This is a genomic window from Pseudomonas sp. LS2P72 (assembly GCF_054897865.1).
On sequence record NZ_CM142708.1, the window covers coordinates 4,353,012 to 4,372,819 of the forward strand.

Genomic DNA, 19,808 nt, shown 5'->3' on the forward strand with positions numbered 1-19,808 from the left:
GCATACCCCGCCAACAAACCATTCGTCGGCAGGCCCTCGCACCACCCCTTGACACTGATTGAGCTCTGCGCGAGTATTATTTACATCGCATACGATACAAACGTATGCGATACACAAATCGCACCCTTTGAAACGTTGAGGACTCACTCCATGAGCAAGATCGAAAAAGTACTGGTCACCGGCAAAACCCACACCACCGTCAGCAACACCTCACGCGGCAGCCTCGACATCACCCTGTCGACGCCTGGCAACGCCAAGCCAGCCCACGTATTCGCCCGCCACCCAGCCGCACCCAACGGCCGAGCAACTGTTCGCCGGCGCCTGGTCGGCCTGCTACACCGCCGCCGTCGGGCTGGTGGCCGGAGAAATGAACGTGGTGCTGCCGTCTGATCTGTCCGTCGACATCGAAGTCGATCTGGGTCAGACCGGTCCGGCCTACTTCCTTCAGGCTCGATTGACCTTGCGTGTGCCGGGTTTGTCCCACGACATCGCGACGACACTGGCGCACACCGCCGATCAAATCTGCCCGTACTCGAAAGCGACGCGGGGTAACATTGACGTGGCCCTGAACGTCCTCACGGCTTGACGCACCGCGCGGCGTTGCTATCGATCGGCATGGTCGATACGCCATATATATCGTATGCGCTTTAAGCGCATACGAATCACAAACCCAACAAAACATTGAGGACTTAATCATGAACAAGATCGAAAAAGTCCTGGCCACAGGCAAAACCCACACGACGTTCAGCGACGGTGCCAACTCTTCCCGCGGCCTCGCCATCCAGCTCTCGTCGCCTGGAAACCCTAGACTGGCACACGAGTTCGCAGCCATTGTGCCGCACCCAACGGCAGAGCAGTTTTTCGCCGGCGCATGGTCGGCCTGCTACACCGCTGCCGTAGAGCTGGCGGCGAAAAATATGAAGGTGACGCTGCCGCCCAATCTGGCCATTGATATTGAGGTCGATCTGGGCCAGACCGGTCCGGCCTACTTCCTCCAGGCCCGGCTGACTCTTCGCGTGCCAGGCTTGACGCAAAACGTCGCGACGGAGCTGGCGCACGCCGCAGACCAAATCTGCCCGTACTCGAAGGCAACGCGCGGCAATATCGACGTGGTCATCAACGCCCTGACAGCGTGACGCACCGTACGACCGGTTCGACTTTCGCCATCGAACCGGTCGCCACCGTCAATTAGAGTCGTTCCGACACAATCGCATACGAGGTATATTCTGCTTTTTTCGAGCCATCCGTCTTTGGCCAACGAGGATGCATATGAAACCCACCGACAACGCCGTCCCTGACAACCTGAAGCTCTCCCAATTCCTGTGTTTTGCGGTCTATTCCACCAACCTGGCCTTCGGCAAGGCTTACAAGCCGATACTCGAGCAGCTTGGGCTGACCTATACGCAATACATCACCATCGTCGCGCTCTGGGAGGAAGACAATCAGACCGTCGGAAGCCTGGGCGAGAAGCTGTTTCTGGAATCGAACACACTGACCCCGATCCTGAAGAAACTGGAAGCGATGGGCTTTTTGCAAAGGCAGCGCGATCCCGAAGACGAGCGCCAGGTGCGGATCAGCCTGACGAAGAACGGTCGACAGCTGCGCGAAGGCCAACCGGAAATGGGCCTCGCCGACGCGACGGGCCTGACGCTCGAAGAGTTCACGGTCCTGCAAAAAGCGGTCGTGAAGCTGCGCAACAATCTGATCAAGTCGACAAAAGCCGGGGAATGAGCCGGCACACCGATCTGGACATTCTCAAGCGCGCGAACTAGCGCGCCACTTCATCCCGCACCACCCCGCGCTCTTCAAGCAAGCGCACAAACATGGTCAGACTTTGCGACACCGTGCCCCGGCGCCACACCAGCCAGGTGCGTAAATAGCGGAACGATTCCGATAGCGGCCAGACGCTCACGGTGGTGCATCCGGGCATGCTGTTGAGCATGCTGCGGGGCATCAGCGCCAGGCCTGCACCGGCGCTGACGCACGCCAGCATGCCGTGATAGGACTCCATTTCGAAAATCTTGCCGGGCACCGCCGCGTCTTTGGCGAACCAGCTTTCGAAGTGATGGCGGTAGGAACAATTGGAGCGGAAGGCGTAGATATTTTCGCCATTAACATCCCGCGCACGATGAATGGGGGAATGATTGAGCGGTGCGATCACCACCATTTCTTCCTCAAACGCCGGCACGCCTTCCAGTGCCGGGTGCAGCACCGTTCCATCGACAAACGCTGCCGCCAATCGGCCAGACAACACCCCGTCGATCATCGTCCCCGAAGGTCCGGTGGACAGGTCCAGCTCGACCTTGGCGTGCTTCTGGTTATACGCGGCCAACAGCTCAGGGATGCGCACTGCAGCGGTGCTCTCCAGTGACCCCAGGGGAAACGATCCCTGCGGTTCTTCGCCCGCTACCGTCGCGCGAGCCTCCTGGACCAGGTCGAGAATGCGCCGGGCATAGTCGAGGAAACTCCAGCCGGCCGGCGACAGGCGCAGGCGGCTCTTCTCGCGGATAAACAGGTCCACGCCCAGATCCAGCTCCAGTTGCTTGATCCGGGTCGTCAGGTTCGACGGCACCCGGTGGATGTGTTGAGCCGCCGCGCTGATGCTGCCGTGTTCGGCGACGGCTTTGAAAATTTCCAGCTGAACCAGATCCAAGGCATTCTCCAAACGTGAACGATATGCTCAGTATTATTCAGTTTCCAGAAAACAAACGCCACCGTAACCTGAGCGCATCCCCACCTCGCAGGACGGTGCCATGACCCAAGTTTGCAGCCTCACCCATGCCATTTCGATCAACCCCGCCAACGGCGAGCAGATCGGCCACTATCCTTTCGAATCCGCATCGGCACTGGACGATGCCCTGTCCCGCGCCGCTGCCGGGTTTCGCGCCTGGCGCAGCAAACCGGTGGATCAACGTTCGCAGTTGTTGATCGCCCTGGCTCAGGCATTGCGCAACAACGCCGCAGCGATGGCGAACATAATCACCTTGGAAATGGGCAAGCCGATCACCCAGGCGCGCGGCGAAATTGAAAAGTGCGCGCAACTCTGCGAGTGGTACGCCGAACACGGCCCGGCGATGCTGAGCGCTGAGCCGACGCTGGTTGAAGGTGGAAAAGCGCGCATTGAGTATCGCCCGCTCGGCCCGATTCTCGCGGTGATGCCGTGGAATTTCCCGATCTGGCAGGTCCTGCGCGGCGCGGTTCCAGCGTTGATCGCCGGCAACACCTACGTGCTCAAACATGCGCCCAACGTGATGGGCAGCGCCTATCTGTTGCGGGAAGCCTTCAAGCAAGCCGACTTTCCCGAAGGTGTCTTCGAGGTTATCAATGTCACGCCGGACGGCGTCTCCACCGCGATCGCCGATCCACGCATCGCGGCAGTGACCCTCACCGGCAGCGTGCGAGCCGGCATGGCCATTGGCGCTCAAGCCGGTGCGGCGCTGAAGAAGTGTGTACTGGAACTGGGCGGCTCCGATCCCTTCATCGTGCTCAACGATGCCGACCTCGACGAAGCGGTCAAAGCCGCCGTGATTGGCCGTTACCAAAACACCGGGCAAGTCTGCGCGGCGGCCAAACGCTTGATCGTCGAGCAAGGCATCGTCGAGGAATTCACGCGCAAGTTCGTCGACGCCACGCAAAAACTGGTGGTCGGCGATCCACTGGCCGCCGACACCTACATCGGCCCGATGGCCCGCTTTGATCTGCGTGATGAACTGGATCAACAGGTGCGCGACACCCTGGAAGAAGGCGCGACGCTGTTGATGGGCGGCAAGAAGGCTGAAGGCCCTGGCAATTTTTATGAGCCCACGGTCTTCGCTGATGTCACCGACCAGATGACCTCGTTCAAACAGGAGCTGTTTGGCCCGGTGGCCTCGATCATCACAGCGCGCGATGCAGCCCATGCACTGGCGCTGGCGAATGACAGTGAGTTTGGCCTCGCCTCCACCATTTACACACGCAACGTCGAGCTTGCCGAGCAGATGGCCGATGAACTGGAAACCGGTGGTGTGTTCATCAATGGCTATTGCGCCTCCGACCCACGCGTCACCTTCGGCGGCGTGAAGAAAAGCGGGTTTGGTCGTGAACTCTCGCATTTCGGTGTGCGTGAATTCTGCAATGCCCAGACGGTGTGGCTGGATCGGCGCTGATTGCATAACGATGCCCGGGAGCTATTTGGCTCCCGGGCTCACGCGCTATTCGTGGAGGTAATACAGCTTGTTCACAATCCGCCATCGATAATTGATGTTCATTAGCGACAGATAATCGGTAAATCGCATGCCGAGATAATCATCAGTGACTTTTACCGCAGCGGCATCGCCCGTGACATCGATGCTGAGCACTTCCCAAAACGGTTTGACCTCTTTGGCTGCCGGCCCCTCGGCCTTGATCGCGCTGATAAATTCCTCCAGGGATGCCCATTCCAGCTTTTCTTCGTAGTGACCAATGATGCGACAAGAAGGATGAAAGGCCTTTCGCAGCAAGGCTTCATCAGCGAACACCATGCCTTCTACATAATTGCGGACCACCACGTTGATGTGTTCTTTAGCCAGCAGTTGAGTCGTCATGTCGTACCTCCATCCCACCCTGAAAGTCTAGCACCGCACGCTTGACCGTCCCGGACGGCGGCTATGATGTTGGGGGTCACTTGCCTTTCGAGGAGCTGAGAGATGTCGCTGACTCTTTACTACCATCCGCTGTCGTCGTTCTGCCACAAAGTGCTGATCGCGCTCTACGAAAACGCTGTCGAATTCGAGAAGCGGATCATCGATCTTGCGAACGATGCAGACAGAGCAGAGCTGCAAGCGCTGTGGCCGCTCGGCAAATTCCCGGTCATCCGCGACCACGCTCGCCAGCGCAACGTGGCGGAAACCACGATCATCATCGAATACCTGGACCGATTTTATCCGGGTGAACATCCGCTCATTCCCAGCGATTGGGACACCGCGCTGGAAGCCCGTCTGTGGGACCGTGTGTGCGACCACTATCTACAGACGCCGCTGCAACAGATTGTGTTGGATCGCCTGCGCGGCGTTCACGGTGACTTGACCAGAGAACGTTCCACCCTGCAGACGGCGTACGGCATGCTCGACCGCCAGTTGGCGTCCAGAATCTGGCTCGCCAGTGCAGATTTCAGCCTGGCCGATTGCGCCGCCGCCCCGGCACTTTTTTATACCAGTACACTCGAGCCGTTCCCCGACGACTTTGTCCACTTGAAAGCCTATTTCGACAGGCTGATGAACAGACCATCCGTCCAGCGGGTCATTGACGAAGCCAGGCCCTGGTTTTCGTTTTATCCATTTGCAGAGGCCATCCCGAAGCGGTTTCGCCAAGCGACGGACAACACCTGACAGGCCTCGAAAGTTCGCCTAACCCACTACGTCGATCAACTGCTCGCGCTGCGCTCCCGTCAGCATCGGACCGAAACCGGCACCGGCATTTTCCGCCATATAACGCGGGTTGCCGGTGCCGGGGATGACGCAGGTCACCGCAGAATGCGTCAGCAGGAACTTGAGCGCCAATTGTGGCCAGCTGTTGACCCCCACTTGCGCGGCCCATCCCGGTAGCGGCTTGCCCTTCAAGCGCGCGAGCAAATCACCGCCGCCGAAGGGCCGATTGCAGATCACGGCCACGCCGCGTTCGCGACACAGCGGCAGGATGCGCTTCTCGACGCCGCGATCGTCCAGGGCGTAGTTGATCTGCAAAAAGTCCAACGGCTCGGCCTTGAGCACCGCTTCCACCTCGTCATACGCCGACGCCGTGTAATGGGTGATGCCGATGTAACGAATGCGCCCTTCTTCCTTCCATTTGCGCAGCGTGGGCAAATGGGTTTTCCAGTCCAGCAGATTGTGAATCTGCATCAGGTCGATCCGGTCGGTCTGCAGCAACTTGAACGACTGTTCCATCTGCGCGATGCCTTCTTCGCGACCACGGGTCCACACCTTGGTGGCCAAAAAGGCCGGCGAGCGCGGCTCATGAATCGACAACAGTTCACCGGTCGTCTGTTCGGCGCGACCGTACATCGGCGAACTGTCGATCACCTTCCCGCCCTTCTCGAACAACGCGCGCAGCACAGCAGGTAGCTGCTTGTAGTCAGGACTTGAAGGCTCGACATCAAAGCCGCGATACGTGCCCAGCCCAACGATCGGGAGTAGTTCGGCGCTGGATGGAATGGCCCGGGTCAGCATGTTCTTGCCTCCTGTCTCGCTCGACGGCGTGGTTGCTGCAAATGCCGGATCGAAAGTGAAGACCGCCGAAGCACCGGCAGCCAGCGTGAGTATTTTTCGACGCGTGTACCCATCAGTGTGGCTCATGGAATTGTCCTTCCACATTTTTGCTGTCAGCCCTTTGCGCCTGCTGCCTGGCCAGCCACAGGCACAACCCGCCCCACAGCCCGGCAAACGGCACGATCACCAGCGCCACCAGGCCGAAACCCGCGCCCAACGCCGTCAACCCGGCGGACAACCAGCCACTGGCGGCGTCTCCACCGCGATACACCAATGTTTCGATCACATTTTTGGCCTTGTACTTTTCCTCTCGGCTGACCACGGTCCACAGCACTTCCCGCGCCGGACGCACGATGGCGAACTCGACCGCACGGCGCAGCCCCTGCGCCAGCGCCACGGTTGCCGGCACGGGCGCCAGGGCCATGGCGGCGAACGCCACGATCGTCGCCAATGGCAAGACTGCCAGCGCCCCGCCGATGCCAATCAAACGGATCAACGGCGCCGTCAACACCAACTGAAAGACCAAGGTCAGCGCCGACACGATCAAATCAACGACGGCGAAGAATTGCGTCCGGCTGGCCACATCAGCATAGCTACCGGCAACAATTCGTCCCTGTTCGAAATACAACAAGGTCGCCGCGCTGGTGTGCAACAGCATGAACAGCACCAGCCCGAGCAGATAAGGCGAGCGCAGAATCAGGGTGATGCCGGCGAGCATGCTGCCGCCCATGTGCCGATCATCCAGCGACCGACGGCCGAATTGCGATTCGGTACGGGACAGCAGCGCCCGATAGCAGCGCACCGCAACTTCCAGCAGCACCGCCGCAGCGATGGTCAACGCCACCGGGCCAAACCGGGTGGCCATGGTCGCGGCCAACAAAGGCCCGATGAACGTGCCCAGCGTTCCACCGGCCGCGACGAAGCCGAATAGCCGCCGCCCTTGTTCGCTGGAAAACCGGTCCACCAGCACGCTCCAGAAGATGGAGACGATGAACAGGTTGTAGATGCTGATCCAGACGAAAAACACCCGGCCGACGGCCACCGGTGCAACGTGATTGGCGATCAACACACCAAACACCAGCATCGACACGGCGATCACACGATAGATCAACGGCACGAAACGAGTGGCCGGCAGCCGCGAAACCAGCGCACCAAACAGCGGCACCATCAACAGCATCACCACGAAGGTGGCCGTGAACAGCCAGTGCAACTTGTCGGCGCCGCCTTCAAGGCCCAAGGCATCGCGCAGCGGGCGTACCAGGTAATAACTGGCGAGCACGCAGAAATGGAAGGCGAAGCCCAGCCTCAGCGCCGCTCTTTCCGACGGCAGGACGTTGAGCCATTTGACAGCGATGGGCATGGCTGCCCCTCCCGGTGCGTCGCGCTATCGGTCTACTACACTCTGACAGCGATCAAGCGATAGCCGTCTTCAGGCCAGAGCCGTCAATGCCGCCCACTAAAGTTAGCCGAATGCCACGAATCCTGGGGTCAATCGTCGTCATCATCGCCGTTGTGTATCTGGCGCTGTGCGCTGCGCTGTTCGTATTCCAGCGCGCCCTCATCTACTTCCCGCAACCGCGCGCTGTCGGCACCTCGGCAACGCTGCTCACACTGTCCGTCGACGACGCGCAGGTGCTGGTATCCGTCAAGCCGCACGAGGGACCCAAAGCGTTGATCTATTTCGGTGGAAATGCCGAGGACGTCTCCCGGAGCCTGCCCTCGTTTTCCGAAGCCTTCGCCGATCACGCCCTCTACTTGCTGCACTACAGAGGCTACGGTGGCAGCTCCGGATCGCCCTCCGAGGAGATGATTTCGCGCGACGCCATGACCTTGTTTGACCTGGTCTACGCCACCCATCCACACATTACGGTGGTCGGTCGCAGCCTGGGCTCGGGCGTCGCCGTGCGCCTCGCCAGCCAACGTCCGGCGACGCGTCTGGTGCTGATCACGCCCTACAACAGTGTTGCAGAACTCGCTGCCCGGCAATTCCCCATCTTCCCGGTGAAGTGGTTGCTCAAGGACACCTATGATTCCTGGAAATACGCCGCCCACATCACGGTACCGACGCTATTGATCGCGGCTGAGCACGACGAAGTGATTCCCCGTTCCAGCACCGAGCGGCTCTTCACGCATTTCGCCAAGGGGATGGCGTCGCTGAAGGTCATACCGGGTACGGGGCACAACTCGATATCCGAGAGCCCCGAGTACCTCAAGGCGTTGGGTGACGGGTTGTAAGCGGTGGTGTTCGACTAGCGCAGTGATCGGAACGCCGCGCGAAGCTCCTCGGTAAAAAGCTGAGGCTGTTCCCAGGCCGCGAAGTGGCCGCCCTTGTCGGTCTGGTGGAAATAGATCAGGTTGCTATAAGCGCGACGGGCCCACGATTCCGGTGGGCAGTAGACATCCTCTGGAAACACCGTGACGGCCACCGGCAGCAAAATCTCGGTGGTCTTCTGCGCGGCCGAAGACAGAGGGCTTCGCCCCATGTTCTCCCAGTAGAGCCTTGCGGCCGAAGCGGCGCTATTCGTCAGCCAGTAGAGGGTGATGTCGTCCAGCACTTCATCCTTCGTCGGCAACTGTTGGGGGTCGGCGCCGTATGTCCACCGGGCAAAACCTGGATGCACGAGCAGCAGCGCTGCGAGGAAGGCAGGTGAATCTGTCGCGCCGTAACCGATCATCTGCGGTCGCGCGGCCATCATCGTGCTGTACGCCAGGTTTCCCTGTTTGACGAGGGTGGCGACGGCGTCGTAGGTCGCGCGTTCTTCCTCGGAAAACCCCGCTGGCGCCGGTCCGCCGACAGCAAGCGCCGCGCTCGCTTCCGCCGGTATCGTGGCGGGCAGGTTAAGGTGAATGCCGCGCAACCCGGGTGGCGCCTGGCGCGCCATCGCGCTGGTAATTGGGGCACCCCAGTCGCCACCCTGGGCGACGTAGTGGGTGTATTCGAGGCGCTGCATCAGCTGCGCCCAGACCCGCGCGATGTGGTCCGGATCCCAACCGATGCCACTCGGTTTGCCGGAGAAGCCGTAGCCAGGAATGGACGGAATCACCACATCGAATGCATCTGCCGCATTGCCCCCGTGCGCGGTCGGATCGGTGAGCGGACCGACGACCTTGATGAACTCGAACACCGAGCCTGGCCAACCGTGGGTCATGATCATCGGCAGAGCGTTCGGGTGGGGCGAGCGCACCCAGATAAAGTGGATATCGACCCCGTCGAGCGTGGTCATGTACTGCGCCAGCGTATTGAGCTGCGCCTCGGCCTTGCGCCAGTCGTAGTCCGTGCCCCAGTAACGAACCAGCGCCTGCAGCTGTTCCAGCTGTGCGCCCTGTGATCGATCGGAAACCGTCTCTTTGTCCGGCCAGCGAGTCGCCGCGATACGGTTGCGCAGATCGACGAGTTCCTTGTCCGCCACATTGACGTGGAAGGGTTGAATGGTGGGGGAATCTGCGGCGGAAGCGGCGCTGGCGAGGGCCGAGACGCAAAGCGCGAGGATAGCGATAGCAACCGCGAAAAGGTGCTTCATCTTCATTACCTCAGTTGAGGGTCACGATGAGTGATGAGTTTGCGCTTATCGGTCACCGAAGACGCTTTACCAGCCGGTCAGAGAAGACACTGGGCACGTGAGTCATCTCGCAAGGGCGAAACGTTGAGTTTCACCCTTGCGATGCCTTGCCCAAATTGCGTAACAGGTCCGGCTCAGACCAGGTTGATCTCGACTTTAATATTGCCCCGCGTGGCTTTGGAGTACGGACACAGCTTGTGCCCTTCATCCACCAGCGCCCGGGCCGTTTCGCGGTCCATTCCCGGCAGGCTGATGTTGAGGCGAGCCTGCAGGAGGTAACCGCCTGCGTTGGTGCCCAGGTCAACTTCGGCGTCAATGGCCAGGTCAGGCGGGAGCGTGACCTTCATTTTGCCGGCAGCGACCTGCATCGCACCGATGAAGCAGGCTGACCAACCCGTGGCGAACAACTGCTCCGGATTGGTGCCGTCGCCCTTGGTGCCAGGGGACGAAAGCTTGACTTCGAGTCGTCCATCATCACTGCGTGACGCGCCGTCCCGCCCACCCGTGGTGTGGACTTTGGCGGTGTACAGTACTTTTTCGATCTGGGTCATGATGATCTCCTGATTGAAATGCTGGATGAAAAAGATTGCCCTAAGTGACTGTATCGACCAGTCCTTCTTGCTTGAGGGATGCGCCACTCGTCAGGGCGCTTGCGTCACCTGCAGCGGACTGGACCTTTCAATATAGATGGCGGTAAGCGACTTCGGGTTATGAATAAGCACCAATCATCCACTTCACTTTTTCCAGCGCCTCCCGCAGTGCGCCCATCTCCGCAGACCCCAGCGCCAGCCGAATCGCATGCGGTACATGAGCAGAGGTCGCAAAAGGCTCGGCGGTTGAAACCGCGACTTTTTCACGCAGCAGCGCCGCGGCGATCTGGTCGGCCCTCGCATCTTCGGAAAGAGGCAGCCAAAGAAAATACGACGACGGATGACGAATGCACGGAAGGCCCGCCAGCACTTCTGCGGCCATGGTTTGCCTGGCCTGAGCATCCTGACGTTTTTCAGTTTCCAATTGCATGACCGTGCCATCGTCGAGCCACGTGCTCGCGATCGCCGTCAGCACGCCGGGGGTATTCCAGGTGGTCGCCCTGATCGTTCGCTCCAGCGCGGGCACTTTTTCGGCCGGGGCGGCGACGAAACCTACACGCAATCCGGTGGCCACACTCTTGGAGAGCCCTGAAACGTAAACGGTCCGCTCAGGGGCGAGTTGCGCTATCGGTGCCGGCGGGTTCTCGGCAAGGAAGGCATAGGCGGCGTCCTCGATGATGAGCAAGTCATGCCTGCGCGCAATCGTCACCAGCGACTCGCGCTGATCGGCACTCATCACCCACCCGAGCGGATTGTGCAGCGTCGGCATCGAGTACACCGCACGCACGCGGCGACTCCGGCACAGACGGTCCAGCGCCTCCAGATCAGGTCCGTGTTCGGTCACGGGAATGGGCACGATTTCAAGGTGCAAGGCTTCGGCCAGCACGATGAATCCTGAATAGGTCAGCGCATCCGCTGCAATCACATCACCGGGTTGCAGCAGCGCCATCATCGTCACGGCCAGCCCATGCTGAGCACCGCTGACCATCAGCACTTGCTCGGCATCCACGGTCAGCCCTCGGGCGAGCAAATGGCGCGCCACCGAGGCGCGCTCATGCAGGCGCCCGGCGTGTGGCTGGTAGCGCAACAGGGATTCCAGATCACCGCCCGAGGCGAGTTGGCGCAGCGCATTTCGCAAGAGTTCTGCCTGGCCTGGCAGCGAGGGATAGTTGAAATTGAGGTCGGTCATTCCCACGGCAACGTTTTTCTGGTCGATGCCCAAGCCCGGCGGCAACGACGTCTCCCGCACGAACGTGCCTCGCCCCGTCTCGCCGCTGACCAGGCCCATGGCTTCGAGTTCTGCATAGACCCGACTGGCGGTGACCAGTGCCAGCCCTTCTGTTGCCGCAAGTTGACGATGCGTCGGCAAGCGCGTGCCCGGCAACAACCGGCCAGACCTGATGTCAGCCGCCAAAGCATCCACTAATGACTTGTACCGTGAGCGAGGCATGTCGAGATGTATCCATGACAATTTTTTGATTGTAGTGATCGTCGATCATACGATGGAACTCTGCAAATTGAGAGTGCCCTCAGATGGAACGGACCCTGCAAAACCCAACGACGGAAAAGACCGCGAGCGGATGGCTCAACGGGTTTATCGGTGTGCTGATTTTCAGCGGCTCGCTGCCGGCCACACGGTTGGCCGTGCTGGAATTCGACCCGGTGTTCCTGACCGTTGCCCGAGCGGCGATTGCCGGGCTCCTGGCGCTTTGCATGCTGGCGCTGTTTAAAGAAAAACGTCCCGCCAAGCGTCAGCTTTTGCCCTTGGTCATCGTGGCAATGGGGGTTGTAGTCGGGTTTCCGCTGTTGACGGCACTGGCGCTGCAGTACGTGACGTCGGCGCATTCCATCGTCTTCGTTGGCCTGTTGCCGCTCGCTACAGCGGTGTTCGGCGTGCTGCGCGGCGGGGAGCGTCCCCGGCCGGTGTTCTGGTTCTTCTCGGTGCTGGGCAGCGCGTTGGTCGTGGGGTTTGCCGTTTCGCAAGGCCTGACCGCTTCGCCGACCGGCGACATCCTCATGCTGCTGGCCATCCTCGCCTGCGGGCTGGGTTATGCAGAAGGCGCAAAGCTTTCGAGAACCCTGGGAGGCTGGCAGGTGATCTCTTGGGCATTGCTGCTGTCGCTGCCCGTCATGGTCCCGCTGACCTGGTTTCTGGCCCCGGCTTCCTTCTCGGGAATCTCTACCTCCGCGTGGTTCAGCCTGGCGTACGTATCGATCTTCAGCATGCTGATCGGCTTTGTATTCTGGTACCGCGGGCTGGCCCAAGGGGGGATTGCCGCCGTCGGCCAGCTTCAGCTGCTGCAGCCGTTTTTTGGCTTGGCGCTGGCGGCCACGCTGCTTCACGAGCACGTCAGCATCGGCATGCTGGGGGTTACCGTCGCGGTGATCCTTTGCGTGGCCGGGGCGCGAAAGTTTTCGAAGTGAGCGGGCGCGACAAGCGCTGCTGCCAGTTTCCGCCATTGGCGCGCTGGCATGCTTCTTCAGAATCGAACTGCACATGGGCCGATACCGGGCTGACGAGAACGTCCGCTTCGCTTAACGCAATGGCGGTCAACTCAATCATGCGCTCGCCCTGCCCGCTGGCCAGCGCCTGATCCTTGTTGGCCTGCGTGTCGAAGACCCAGATGACCCGCAGACTGGAAGGAAACAGGTCGTAATCGATCTCGTGGGTCAGCCAACAGAACCCGAGGATTTCCACTTTAGCCGTCTCACACGCCTCGGTCAGGGTGGCCACCAGGCGACGCTCGATGTGCGCCTGATCGCGTTTGCTTAACGGCATGGCTGGGTCCTTGTGACGGGTAAAAAAAAGCCATCATACGACACCTCCATGTCCTCTTTGGCGGACGCACAGCGCACAGCGCAAATATGCCTCTTGCGCCCGTGAACCTTATGTTGAAGCGCCAGTCATAGCCGAGCCGTGAATTCCACTTGCCCGCTCAGAGCTATTCATCCATGCGCCAAACCCGCCTGTCCGCTCGCATTGCTTCGCTCTGTTTCATTCCTCTGTTTTCCCTGTTCGCCAACCCCGCCCACGCCGGTGCCGAAAGGCAATTGGTGGAAGCCATCAACGACTATCGAGCTCACCCCGATCGCTGCTTGGGGCGTGCGGGTCGAGCGTTATCGCCGTTGGCGTTGAAGTCGAACCTGGCCTTGCCGATCGGCTATGGCGGCGGTTTGCGCGATCGATTGAAAGCGTCCGGCTATCAGGCGGTGACGGTGCGCACGATTCGTGTGGTCGGTGCGCAGGATGCCGATGAGGCCTTCGACATGCTCCAGAGCGATTACTGCGGGGCGTTGCTCGATACCCAATATGCCGACATTGGCGTCAGTCGCGCCCGGAGTGAGTGGCAGGTGGTGCTGGCGCAGCCCGTGCTGGACAGTCGTGTGGGTGATTCGCGAGCCGTCAGCAAAGCGTTGCTGGCACAGGTCAATGCGGCACGCTCAAAGTCGCGCCTCTGCGGTCGTCAGCGCTTCGCCGCCGCACGGCCATTGGCCTGGAACGCAGCCCTGGGCGCTGCGGCGCAAGGGCATAGCAAGGCGATGGCCTACGGCAACTACTTCGCCCACCAGGACCCCGACGGTGACATGCCCGCAGATCGGGCCAGAGCCGCTGGTTTCCGTGGCCGGCAAATCGGCGAAAACATCGCTGCCGGCCAGGGCTCACCGAACAAGGCCATGTCGGGCTGGCTGGCCAGCCCGGGGCATTGCGCCAACCTGATGAATCCGGTGTTTACCCAGATGGGCGCAGCCTATGCGGCGGACGCACGCAGTGATAGAGGCGTTTATTGGACGATGTTGTTTGGCGCGCCTTGAATGATTGAACGGCGCCTCATCTGGGGCGCCGCACCGCCCTCACCTTTCCACTGTTACCGCCGCCGCAGAAAAACTGCTCGCCGCCGTCCGATTCAAGCCCCGACACCCCGACGCCGGCCGGCAGCTTCACGCTCTCCAGCACCTCGCCGGTGGTCGAATCGATATGGCGTAATTCACTCTCGTCTTCTTCCCAGGTGCCATGCCACAACTGACCCTCGACCCAGGTCACCCCAGTGACAAAGCGGTTGGATTCAAGGGTGCGCAGAATCGCGCCGGTCTCGGGATCGATCTGATGGATCTTGCGATCCCGATACTCGCCGACCCACAGCGTCCCTTCCGCCCACGTCAGCCCTGAGTCACTGCCGCCAGGTGCCGGAATAGTCGCGAGTACGCGGCCGGTCTGCGGGTCAATTTTCTGGATGCGATCCTCGGCAATCTGGAACAGGTGCTGGCCGTCGAAGGCGGTGCCGGCATGGGCGGCGACATCGATTGAGCGCAGTGTGTTGCCACTTTCAGGGTCCAGGGCGTTGAGCTTGTCACCGGTGGCAAACCACACGTGCTGACCGTCCCAAGTGACGCCATGCACCTTGTCGATACCGGCAAAGGGTCCATATTCACGAAGGATTTTGGCTGCTGACTGTTTCATGTTGGCATTCCTGGTTACGGGTGGGTGACGTTCATCCTAGTCACCCGGCAGTGGCACCGGGAGTAACAAGGTCGTCGCGAAACCCGGCACCGGCGGGGTCATCCAGCGACGCGTCCGGCCGCGACCGAACGACTGCACCTTGCCCGCGCAGGCCAGTTCCTCGAGTGCCCGTTGCACCGTGCGCTGGCTGGCGCCGAGGGCCAGTGCCAGGGCCGAGCTCGACCACGACTCACCGTCGACGAGTAAAGCGATCACCTGCGCGTGCTTCTCTTCGACGTGTGGCGCCAGCACCACAACGTCAGAGTCGATCAGCGCCACCAGCGCAAAACCACGTTGAGTTGCAGTGACGCCGGCCAAGGGTTTAAGCGCCGTGCGCAGTCGCCCGATTTCGACTCGCAACCGTGCGCGAAGTGACTCATCGGTGTGCTTCAAACGAAAGGCCCGGGTAATCAGCGTTTCCCTCGACACGTCGGCCGGCCACGCTTCGGCCAGTGCCCGTGCGAGGGCGAACAAGACCGGGCGTGTTGCGAGGGGAACCGACATGCCGGCACCACGCACCCCATAGCGACAAGCATCGACGACCAGCGACGTGGACGCGAGCAACGCTTCAACCTCATCCAGCAACAGAGGCCGCTCTTCGCCATAGGCAATCAAACGCGCGACGGGTGTGTCCAGGACAAGGGCAGCGTTTTCCACCTCGGCCGTCAGCGCAGGAATATCGGCGTCCTGCGCGGCGTGCTCGGCCCTCGTGAGGGCAGACCGCGCCTTGTTCGTCTCGAGGCGCCGCATCGCTATCCCCGCCACGACCAGTTCGTGGGCGGCGCGCAATGCCGGCGGCAATGGCGCGGGGTCAAGCTCGGCGAGCAGCACGTCGGCCTCTTCGAGACGCCCGATCAGCAGCAAACGCCGAATCTGCAGATACCGCGCATGAGCGGCGTTCACTCGATCGCCGTGCGCCTCAAGCGTCACCCGCGCCGACTCGAGTGCCTTCACCGGCCAGTCCAACTCCCGGGAGGCCAGCGCGATCTCGGCCTCGGCGACCACACACCGCGCCCGAGCCAAGGCCTCCTTCGGCCCGAAGGCCCGCGCCGCCCTCTGCACCAGCGTCTTGGCTCGCACCAGATCGCCGAGTTGCGCCATCGCAATCCCGCGCAACGCCAGCGCCGGCGCATCGTCGCGCAACGCGACCCGGTTCAGCGCGCCGAGCGGATCACCCGCCGCCAGCGCCTGCGCTGCGGCCGTGATCAGCGAATCCATCGCAATCCCGCCACCGTTGCCACTCCCACCGTTGGATGTTCGCTGTTGAGTCTATCTCACGATGTCCCATCACGAAGGAGGCCGCCCGACATTCGAATGTCGGGCGTGACTCTAAAGCCGCAGGTGCCTGCCCCGCCTCTGGGAAATTCAGGCACACCGACAAAAGACGACCTGCAACCGATGCCCGTGCAGGCGATGGAGCAGATCGCCGAACTGCGGCGACAGGCCTGCGAAAGCGCCGATTTCACTGAAGGGCTGGCAGCCTTCATCGAGCGCAGGCCGGCGGTGTTTAGCGGTAAATAGCACAGCAGATCCGATCTGAAATTTTCACCGTTTGTGCTGCCGTCTTCGCGGGTAAACCACACTCCTGTAGGAGCTGAGCTTGCTCGCGAAGAGGCCATCACATTCAACATCCCTATTGGCTGAACCACCGCCTTCGCGAGCAAGCTCAGCTCCTACAGATGCGGGTTTGCCCGAACCCCATCGTTTCATATGTAAAACAAAACCCCTGTTTTTGCCCCGCTTCGCGTTACCTCAACAAGCCCTCCTCCCTCGCCCTTTCCCATGGCAAGGCCATACACGCTAGACGCGCGGTCGTAGAAAGGCCAAAACGTCCTGAAAGACCTGATGCCATTCTTCACTAGGCTCGTGCGCCAGTGGATGCCAAAAGAACTGGAACTCGTGTCCTCCATCGTCTTCTGCAAAATGGCTCCAGGCATCCGGAAGGTTTTGCACAGCGCGGCACTCGTGAAACGCCCACGTGTGCCCCGTTATCGCCGAATTCCAGCTCCCCAGATTCCGTATCACCTCGCCCCTGACGCCCGCCTCTTCGAATAACTCCCGAATAGCCGCCGCGTCAGTCGGCTCTCCGGGTTCGATACTGCCCTTGACCAGTTGCAGACCAGCCAACGGATGCCGGAAGGCTAAAATCTCCAGCCCCTCTTTTTTTCGCAGCACGACGGGGCAAGCTTTATCTATACGCATGGGATATCTACTCTTTTGGCTTCGGTGAGCAACCGCATGTTTATCAGCGCCACACGACGTCCGTCCGGCGCTAACCGCTCCTCAATCCCATACGGCACAAATCCGAGCTGCGGATACAGAAGCAGCCCCGCCGTATTCTCGTTGAAGCACGACAACTGCACCTCGCGTGCCCGATGACGTTCAAACGCCAGCCCCACCATCGTCTGCAGCAAAAACTTCGCGATCCCTTTTCCCCGAGCCTTGGGCGACACGATCACATTGCCGATCGCGCAAACGCCATCGCGCTCAAACCTGTAAAAGTTAGCAAAACCCATAACAGAACCGTCCGCCTCAACCACCGTTGAGTCGGCACGTTGAGCAATCGATGCCTGCAGTTGATCTTCCGTCAGCGGGTACTGCGCCTTCGGGAACATAAAAAACAGCTCTTGGGGATTTTGAGGAAAGTCGCAAATCGTCAGGACATCTTCAGCGCTGACGGGGCGGTTGGTGAGGCGCATGGTTGGATCCATCCAAATGTCGGGAGTGACAGATTACTTTTTGCAAAGGATGGATAGAAGTTTCCTTTTCAGGTTCACCACGGCTTAGGTCCGGCTTTTGCGACCAACGGTGGAGATGCTCGGCAAGCCCCGCTCGGCGGAAGTGAAGACTGTCTAATCCGGTAGTCTCAGCGTCTCAATCAGATTTGGATCGTCGTCCACGCAGCACGCCTCAAACAATTTCTTACAAAATAGAAAATCAATAAGCCCGATCGTGTACTACCGAGTGTTAATTTGAGCGCTTTATCGGGCCATGAGATGCCAACGTCTTAATTATGCGCATCAAACTTCCCAGCGTTCCTGCCCTCGGTGCATACCTTGCACTCTCCTGCCTTTTTGCGGCTGCATGGTTCTTCAATCCTGCCAACACGCATTCTTCCTTTGCCCTGATCAGTCCAGTGATGGCAGTGGCCGGCCAAGTGGCCAAGCCCATTTATACCAGCCGTTTCGCCTCCTCCGGGCTGGTGGATTTCGTGCATTCCTCGGCGGTGACCGCCTTGCCTGACGGCAGTCTGATGACGGTCTGGTTCGCCGGCTCCCGCGAAGGCGCAGCCGATGTGCAGGTGCGCTCCGCCCGTTTCGACCCGAAAACCGGCGAATGGGGTTCTGAAAAGGTATTGGCGACGCGGGATTCGACCCAACAAGGCACACGAAAATACATTCGCAAGCTGGGCAATCCGGTGGTTGCCCTCGCGCCGGATAATCGCGTGTGGTTGTTCTACGTGTCGGTGTCCATGGGCGGCTGGGCTGGCAGCGCGGTCAATGTGATGGTTTCAGACGACTTCGGTGAAAGCTGGTCCACCCCGCGCCAGCTGATCACCTCACCCTTCCTGAACATCAGCACCCTGGTCCGGTCGGCACCGGTGTTTCATGCCGACGGCTCCATCGGTTTGCCGGTCTACCACGAGTTTCTGGGCAAGTTTGCCGAGTACCTCTACTTGAGTGCAGACGGCAATGTGATCGACAAATTCCGCATCAGCCACGGCAAAAACTCATTGCAACCCACGGTGGTTCCATTGGACGGCCAGCGCGGCATCGCCTTGCTGCGCTATGCCGGCGACACCCACCACCGTGTGCTGGCGACCCGCACCGAAGACGCCGGGCAATCCTGGAGCGAACCTTATCCGCTCGACCCCTCGAATCCGAACTCATCGTTGGCCGCCGTCGCGACGCCTGAACATGGGTTGCTGGTGGCGCTCAACGACCTGCAGGAGGGGCGCTTCAAACTGAGTCTTTATGGGACCGACGCGAAAATGGACGATTGGCGCTCGTTGCGAGACCTGGACAAGTCACCTGATCCAGCAGGCGCTCCGTTTTCACCCGAGGCCTACAAGGAAATCATCGGTAAAGAGTTCCGCGGTTCCAGCGGCGCGCTTCGCCAACCGCTGGAGGCGCAGTTCCTGGATAACCTCGACAACCGTGTCTGTAAAAACCAAGGGTGTGAGTTTGAATACGAATACCCGTACTTCATCCGCAGTCCCGACGGGATGTATCACTTGGTTTATTCCTGGAACAACACCTTCATCAAGCACGTCACCTTCAACGATGCATGGCTTAACGAGCGTCGCAAATGATCAGCCTGTGGCAAGCCCATGTCAGTTTCGCAATGATCATCTTCCTGGTGCTGCCTTCTTTCGGCTTGCCCAGGACCTGGCGGATCGCACTGTTGGCCGCATTGCTGGCAGTCAGCGTCATACCGCTGAACGGGTTGTCGTTGGCCGCCTATTTGCGCAGCTACATTGATGACCTGGCGATCACCTCCATGGTGTTCATGGCGTGGGGCTGCTTGCGTCGGCTGGACATCCTGCCACCTGCGCGGGGTAAAACCGGCGTACTGATCCTCTTCGCCGCGATGGCCGTGGTGCTGTACCCGGCAACCCTGGGCATGAGTGATCTGGACCCCTATCGGTTTGGCTACAGCCCGCGCCCCATGCTGATTGTCCTCGCTGTGCTGACACTGGGCCTGTTTTACCTGCGCAACGGACTGGCCGTCGTGATGCTGGCCTGCGCGACCCTGGCCTTCATTGCCGGGATAAAACCTTCGCAAAACTATTGGGATTACCTGATTGATCCGCTGCTGGGTCTGTATTGCTGCGTGGCACTGCTGGTGCTTGCCGTGCGCTGGACGTATCGCCGGGCAACCAAACGCCGCGGTGCAGTGGGCAAGGTGTCCAGTTCCGTTTGAGATTTAACGACTTTAT

The 19,808-nt window shown here is 60.4% G+C and carries 22 protein-coding genes and 1 pseudogene; 11 read left to right on the forward strand and 12 right to left on the reverse strand.

Annotation, left to right across the window (positions count from 1 at the left end; genetic code table 11):
* Nucleotides 1-150: 150 nt before the first annotated feature.
* The 3 genes and pseudogenes from ACYZUA_RS19835 to ACYZUA_RS19845 all read left to right on the forward strand — a co-directional run bounded on the left by ACYZUA_RS19835 (nt 151) and on the right by ACYZUA_RS19845 (nt 1,731).
* Nucleotides 151-586: pseudogene (locus ACYZUA_RS19835) on the forward strand (Ohr family peroxiredoxin).
* 109 nt (nt 587-695) lie between these two features.
* The gene (locus tag ACYZUA_RS19840) at nt 696-1,136 is read left to right on the forward strand and encodes an Ohr family peroxiredoxin (RefSeq protein WP_461960255.1); all 441 of its coding nucleotides are present in this window, start codon (nt 696-698) and stop codon (nt 1,134-1,136) included.
* A gap of 133 nt (nt 1,137-1,269) precedes the next feature.
* Nucleotides 1,270-1,731, forward strand: coding sequence for a MarR family winged helix-turn-helix transcriptional regulator (locus tag ACYZUA_RS19845; RefSeq protein ID WP_461960256.1), 462 nt, complete (start codon nt 1,270-1,272; stop codon nt 1,729-1,731).
* 37 nt (nt 1,732-1,768) lie between these two features.
* On the opposite strand, the gene ptrR is transcribed toward ACYZUA_RS19845, so the two are convergent.
* Nucleotides 1,769-2,653, reverse strand: a complete 885-nt coding sequence (gene ptrR / locus ACYZUA_RS19850) for a putrescine utilization regulator PtrR (protein WP_461960257.1) — start codon at nt 2,651-2,653, stop codon at nt 1,769-1,771.
* 100 nt (nt 2,654-2,753) lie between these two features.
* Between ptrR and ACYZUA_RS19855 the strand changes: the two genes are divergently transcribed.
* Nucleotides 2,754-4,145, forward strand: a complete 1,392-nt coding sequence (locus ACYZUA_RS19855; RefSeq protein WP_461960258.1) for an aldehyde dehydrogenase family protein — start codon at nt 2,754-2,756, stop codon at nt 4,143-4,145.
* Between the two features lie 45 nt (nt 4,146-4,190).
* Here ACYZUA_RS19855 and ACYZUA_RS19860 read toward each other — a convergent pair whose 3' ends face one another.
* On the reverse strand, nt 4,191-4,562 hold the full coding sequence (locus tag ACYZUA_RS19860) for a nuclear transport factor 2 family protein (protein WP_461960259.1): 372 nt from the start codon (nt 4,560-4,562) through the stop codon (nt 4,191-4,193).
* A gap of 102 nt (nt 4,563-4,664) precedes the next feature.
* Between ACYZUA_RS19860 and ACYZUA_RS19865 the strand changes: the two genes are divergently transcribed.
* Nucleotides 4,665-5,345, forward strand: coding sequence for a glutathione S-transferase family protein (locus ACYZUA_RS19865; RefSeq protein WP_461960260.1), 681 nt, complete (start codon nt 4,665-4,667; stop codon nt 5,343-5,345).
* Nucleotides 5,346-5,363: 18 nt separating this feature from the next.
* On the opposite strand, the gene ACYZUA_RS19870 is transcribed toward ACYZUA_RS19865, so the two are convergent.
* Both ACYZUA_RS19870 and ACYZUA_RS19875 read right to left on the reverse strand, forming a co-directional pair.
* Nucleotides 5,364-6,308, reverse strand: a complete 945-nt coding sequence (locus ACYZUA_RS19870; protein WP_461960261.1) for an aldo/keto reductase — start codon at nt 6,306-6,308, stop codon at nt 5,364-5,366.
* Complete coding sequence (locus ACYZUA_RS19875) at nt 6,295-7,581, reverse strand: NTP/NDP exchange transporter (RefSeq protein WP_461960262.1); 1,287 nt, start codon at nt 7,579-7,581, stop codon at nt 6,295-6,297. Before ACYZUA_RS19875 ends, ACYZUA_RS19870 begins: the two co-directional genes overlap by 14 nt.
* Nucleotides 7,582-7,667: 86 nt before the next feature.
* Between ACYZUA_RS19875 and ACYZUA_RS19880 the strand changes: the two genes are divergently transcribed.
* A complete protein-coding gene (locus ACYZUA_RS19880; RefSeq protein WP_461960263.1) occupies nt 7,668-8,456 on the forward strand; it encodes an alpha/beta hydrolase in 789 nt (262 codons plus the stop codon).
* 14 nt (nt 8,457-8,470) lie between these two features.
* On the opposite strand, the gene ACYZUA_RS19885 is transcribed toward ACYZUA_RS19880, so the two are convergent.
* The 3 genes from ACYZUA_RS19885 to ACYZUA_RS19895 form a co-directional block, all read right to left on the reverse strand.
* On the reverse strand, nt 8,471-9,742 hold the full coding sequence (locus ACYZUA_RS19885) for an epoxide hydrolase family protein (RefSeq protein WP_461960264.1): 1,272 nt from the start codon (nt 9,740-9,742) through the stop codon (nt 8,471-8,473).
* 173 nt (nt 9,743-9,915) lie between these two features.
* Nucleotides 9,916-10,332: an organic hydroperoxide resistance protein gene (locus ACYZUA_RS19890; RefSeq protein ID WP_461960265.1), complete on the reverse strand. Its 417-nt coding sequence runs from the start codon at nt 10,330-10,332 to the stop codon at nt 9,916-9,918.
* Between the two features lie 157 nt (nt 10,333-10,489).
* Complete coding sequence (locus ACYZUA_RS19895; RefSeq protein WP_461960266.1) at nt 10,490-11,821, reverse strand: aminotransferase-like domain-containing protein; 1,332 nt, start codon at nt 11,819-11,821, stop codon at nt 10,490-10,492.
* Nucleotides 11,822-11,904: 83 nt separating this feature from the next.
* On the opposite strand from ACYZUA_RS19895, the gene ACYZUA_RS19900 reads away from it, so the two are divergent.
* On the forward strand, nt 11,905-12,795 hold the full coding sequence (locus ACYZUA_RS19900; RefSeq protein ID WP_461960267.1) for a DMT family transporter: 891 nt from the start codon (nt 11,905-11,907) through the stop codon (nt 12,793-12,795).
* Here ACYZUA_RS19900 and ACYZUA_RS19905 read toward each other — a convergent pair.
* Nucleotides 12,743-13,150 (reverse strand): hypothetical protein, encoded by a 408-nt coding sequence (locus tag ACYZUA_RS19905; RefSeq protein ID WP_461960268.1) that lies wholly within the window; start codon nt 13,148-13,150, stop codon nt 12,743-12,745. The two genes, ACYZUA_RS19900 and ACYZUA_RS19905, sit on opposite strands and share 53 nt — an antisense overlap.
* Nucleotides 13,151-13,323: 173 nt before the next feature.
* Here ACYZUA_RS19905 and ACYZUA_RS19910 point away from each other — a divergent pair, with 173 nt between their 5' ends.
* Entirely contained in the window at nt 13,324-14,184 is an 861-nt protein-coding gene (locus ACYZUA_RS19910) for a CAP domain-containing protein (protein ID WP_461960269.1), read from the forward strand.
* A 16-nt stretch (nt 14,185-14,200) separates the two neighbouring features.
* Here the strand turns inward: ACYZUA_RS19910 and ACYZUA_RS19915 are convergent, their stop codons facing one another.
* Both ACYZUA_RS19915 and ACYZUA_RS19920 read right to left on the reverse strand, forming a co-directional pair.
* Nucleotides 14,201-14,830, reverse strand: a complete 630-nt coding sequence (locus ACYZUA_RS19915; RefSeq protein ID WP_461960270.1) for a Vgb family protein — start codon at nt 14,828-14,830, stop codon at nt 14,201-14,203.
* 36 nt (nt 14,831-14,866) lie between these two features.
* Entirely contained in the window at nt 14,867-16,087 is a 1,221-nt protein-coding gene (locus ACYZUA_RS19920; protein ID WP_461960271.1) for a helix-turn-helix domain-containing protein, read from the reverse strand.
* Between the two features lie 96 nt (nt 16,088-16,183).
* Here ACYZUA_RS19920 and ACYZUA_RS19925 point away from each other — a divergent pair, with 96 nt between their 5' ends.
* A complete protein-coding gene (locus tag ACYZUA_RS19925; RefSeq protein WP_461960272.1) occupies nt 16,184-16,390 on the forward strand; it encodes a hypothetical protein in 207 nt (68 codons plus the stop codon).
* A 279-nt stretch (nt 16,391-16,669) separates the two neighbouring features.
* Here ACYZUA_RS19925 and ACYZUA_RS19930 read toward each other — a convergent pair whose 3' ends face one another.
* The gene (locus ACYZUA_RS19930; RefSeq protein ID WP_461960273.1) at nt 16,670-17,071 is read right to left on the reverse strand and encodes an NUDIX hydrolase; all 402 of its coding nucleotides are present in this window, start codon (nt 17,069-17,071) and stop codon (nt 16,670-16,672) included.
* Complete coding sequence (locus ACYZUA_RS19935; RefSeq protein ID WP_461960274.1) at nt 17,062-17,568, reverse strand: GNAT family N-acetyltransferase; 507 nt, start codon at nt 17,566-17,568, stop codon at nt 17,062-17,064. The genes ACYZUA_RS19930 and ACYZUA_RS19935 overlap by 10 nt, the downstream gene beginning before the upstream one ends.
* A 314-nt stretch (nt 17,569-17,882) precedes the next feature.
* On the opposite strand from ACYZUA_RS19935, the gene ACYZUA_RS19940 reads away from it, so the two are divergent.
* Nucleotides 17,883-19,181: a sialidase family protein gene (locus ACYZUA_RS19940; protein ID WP_461960275.1), complete on the forward strand. Its 1,299-nt coding sequence runs from the start codon at nt 17,883-17,885 to the stop codon at nt 19,179-19,181.
* Nucleotides 19,178-19,792 (forward strand): hypothetical protein, encoded by a 615-nt coding sequence (locus tag ACYZUA_RS19945; protein WP_461960276.1) that lies wholly within the window; start codon nt 19,178-19,180, stop codon nt 19,790-19,792. Before ACYZUA_RS19940 ends, ACYZUA_RS19945 begins: the two co-directional genes overlap by 4 nt.
* Nucleotides 19,793-19,808: the final 16 nt, after the last annotated feature.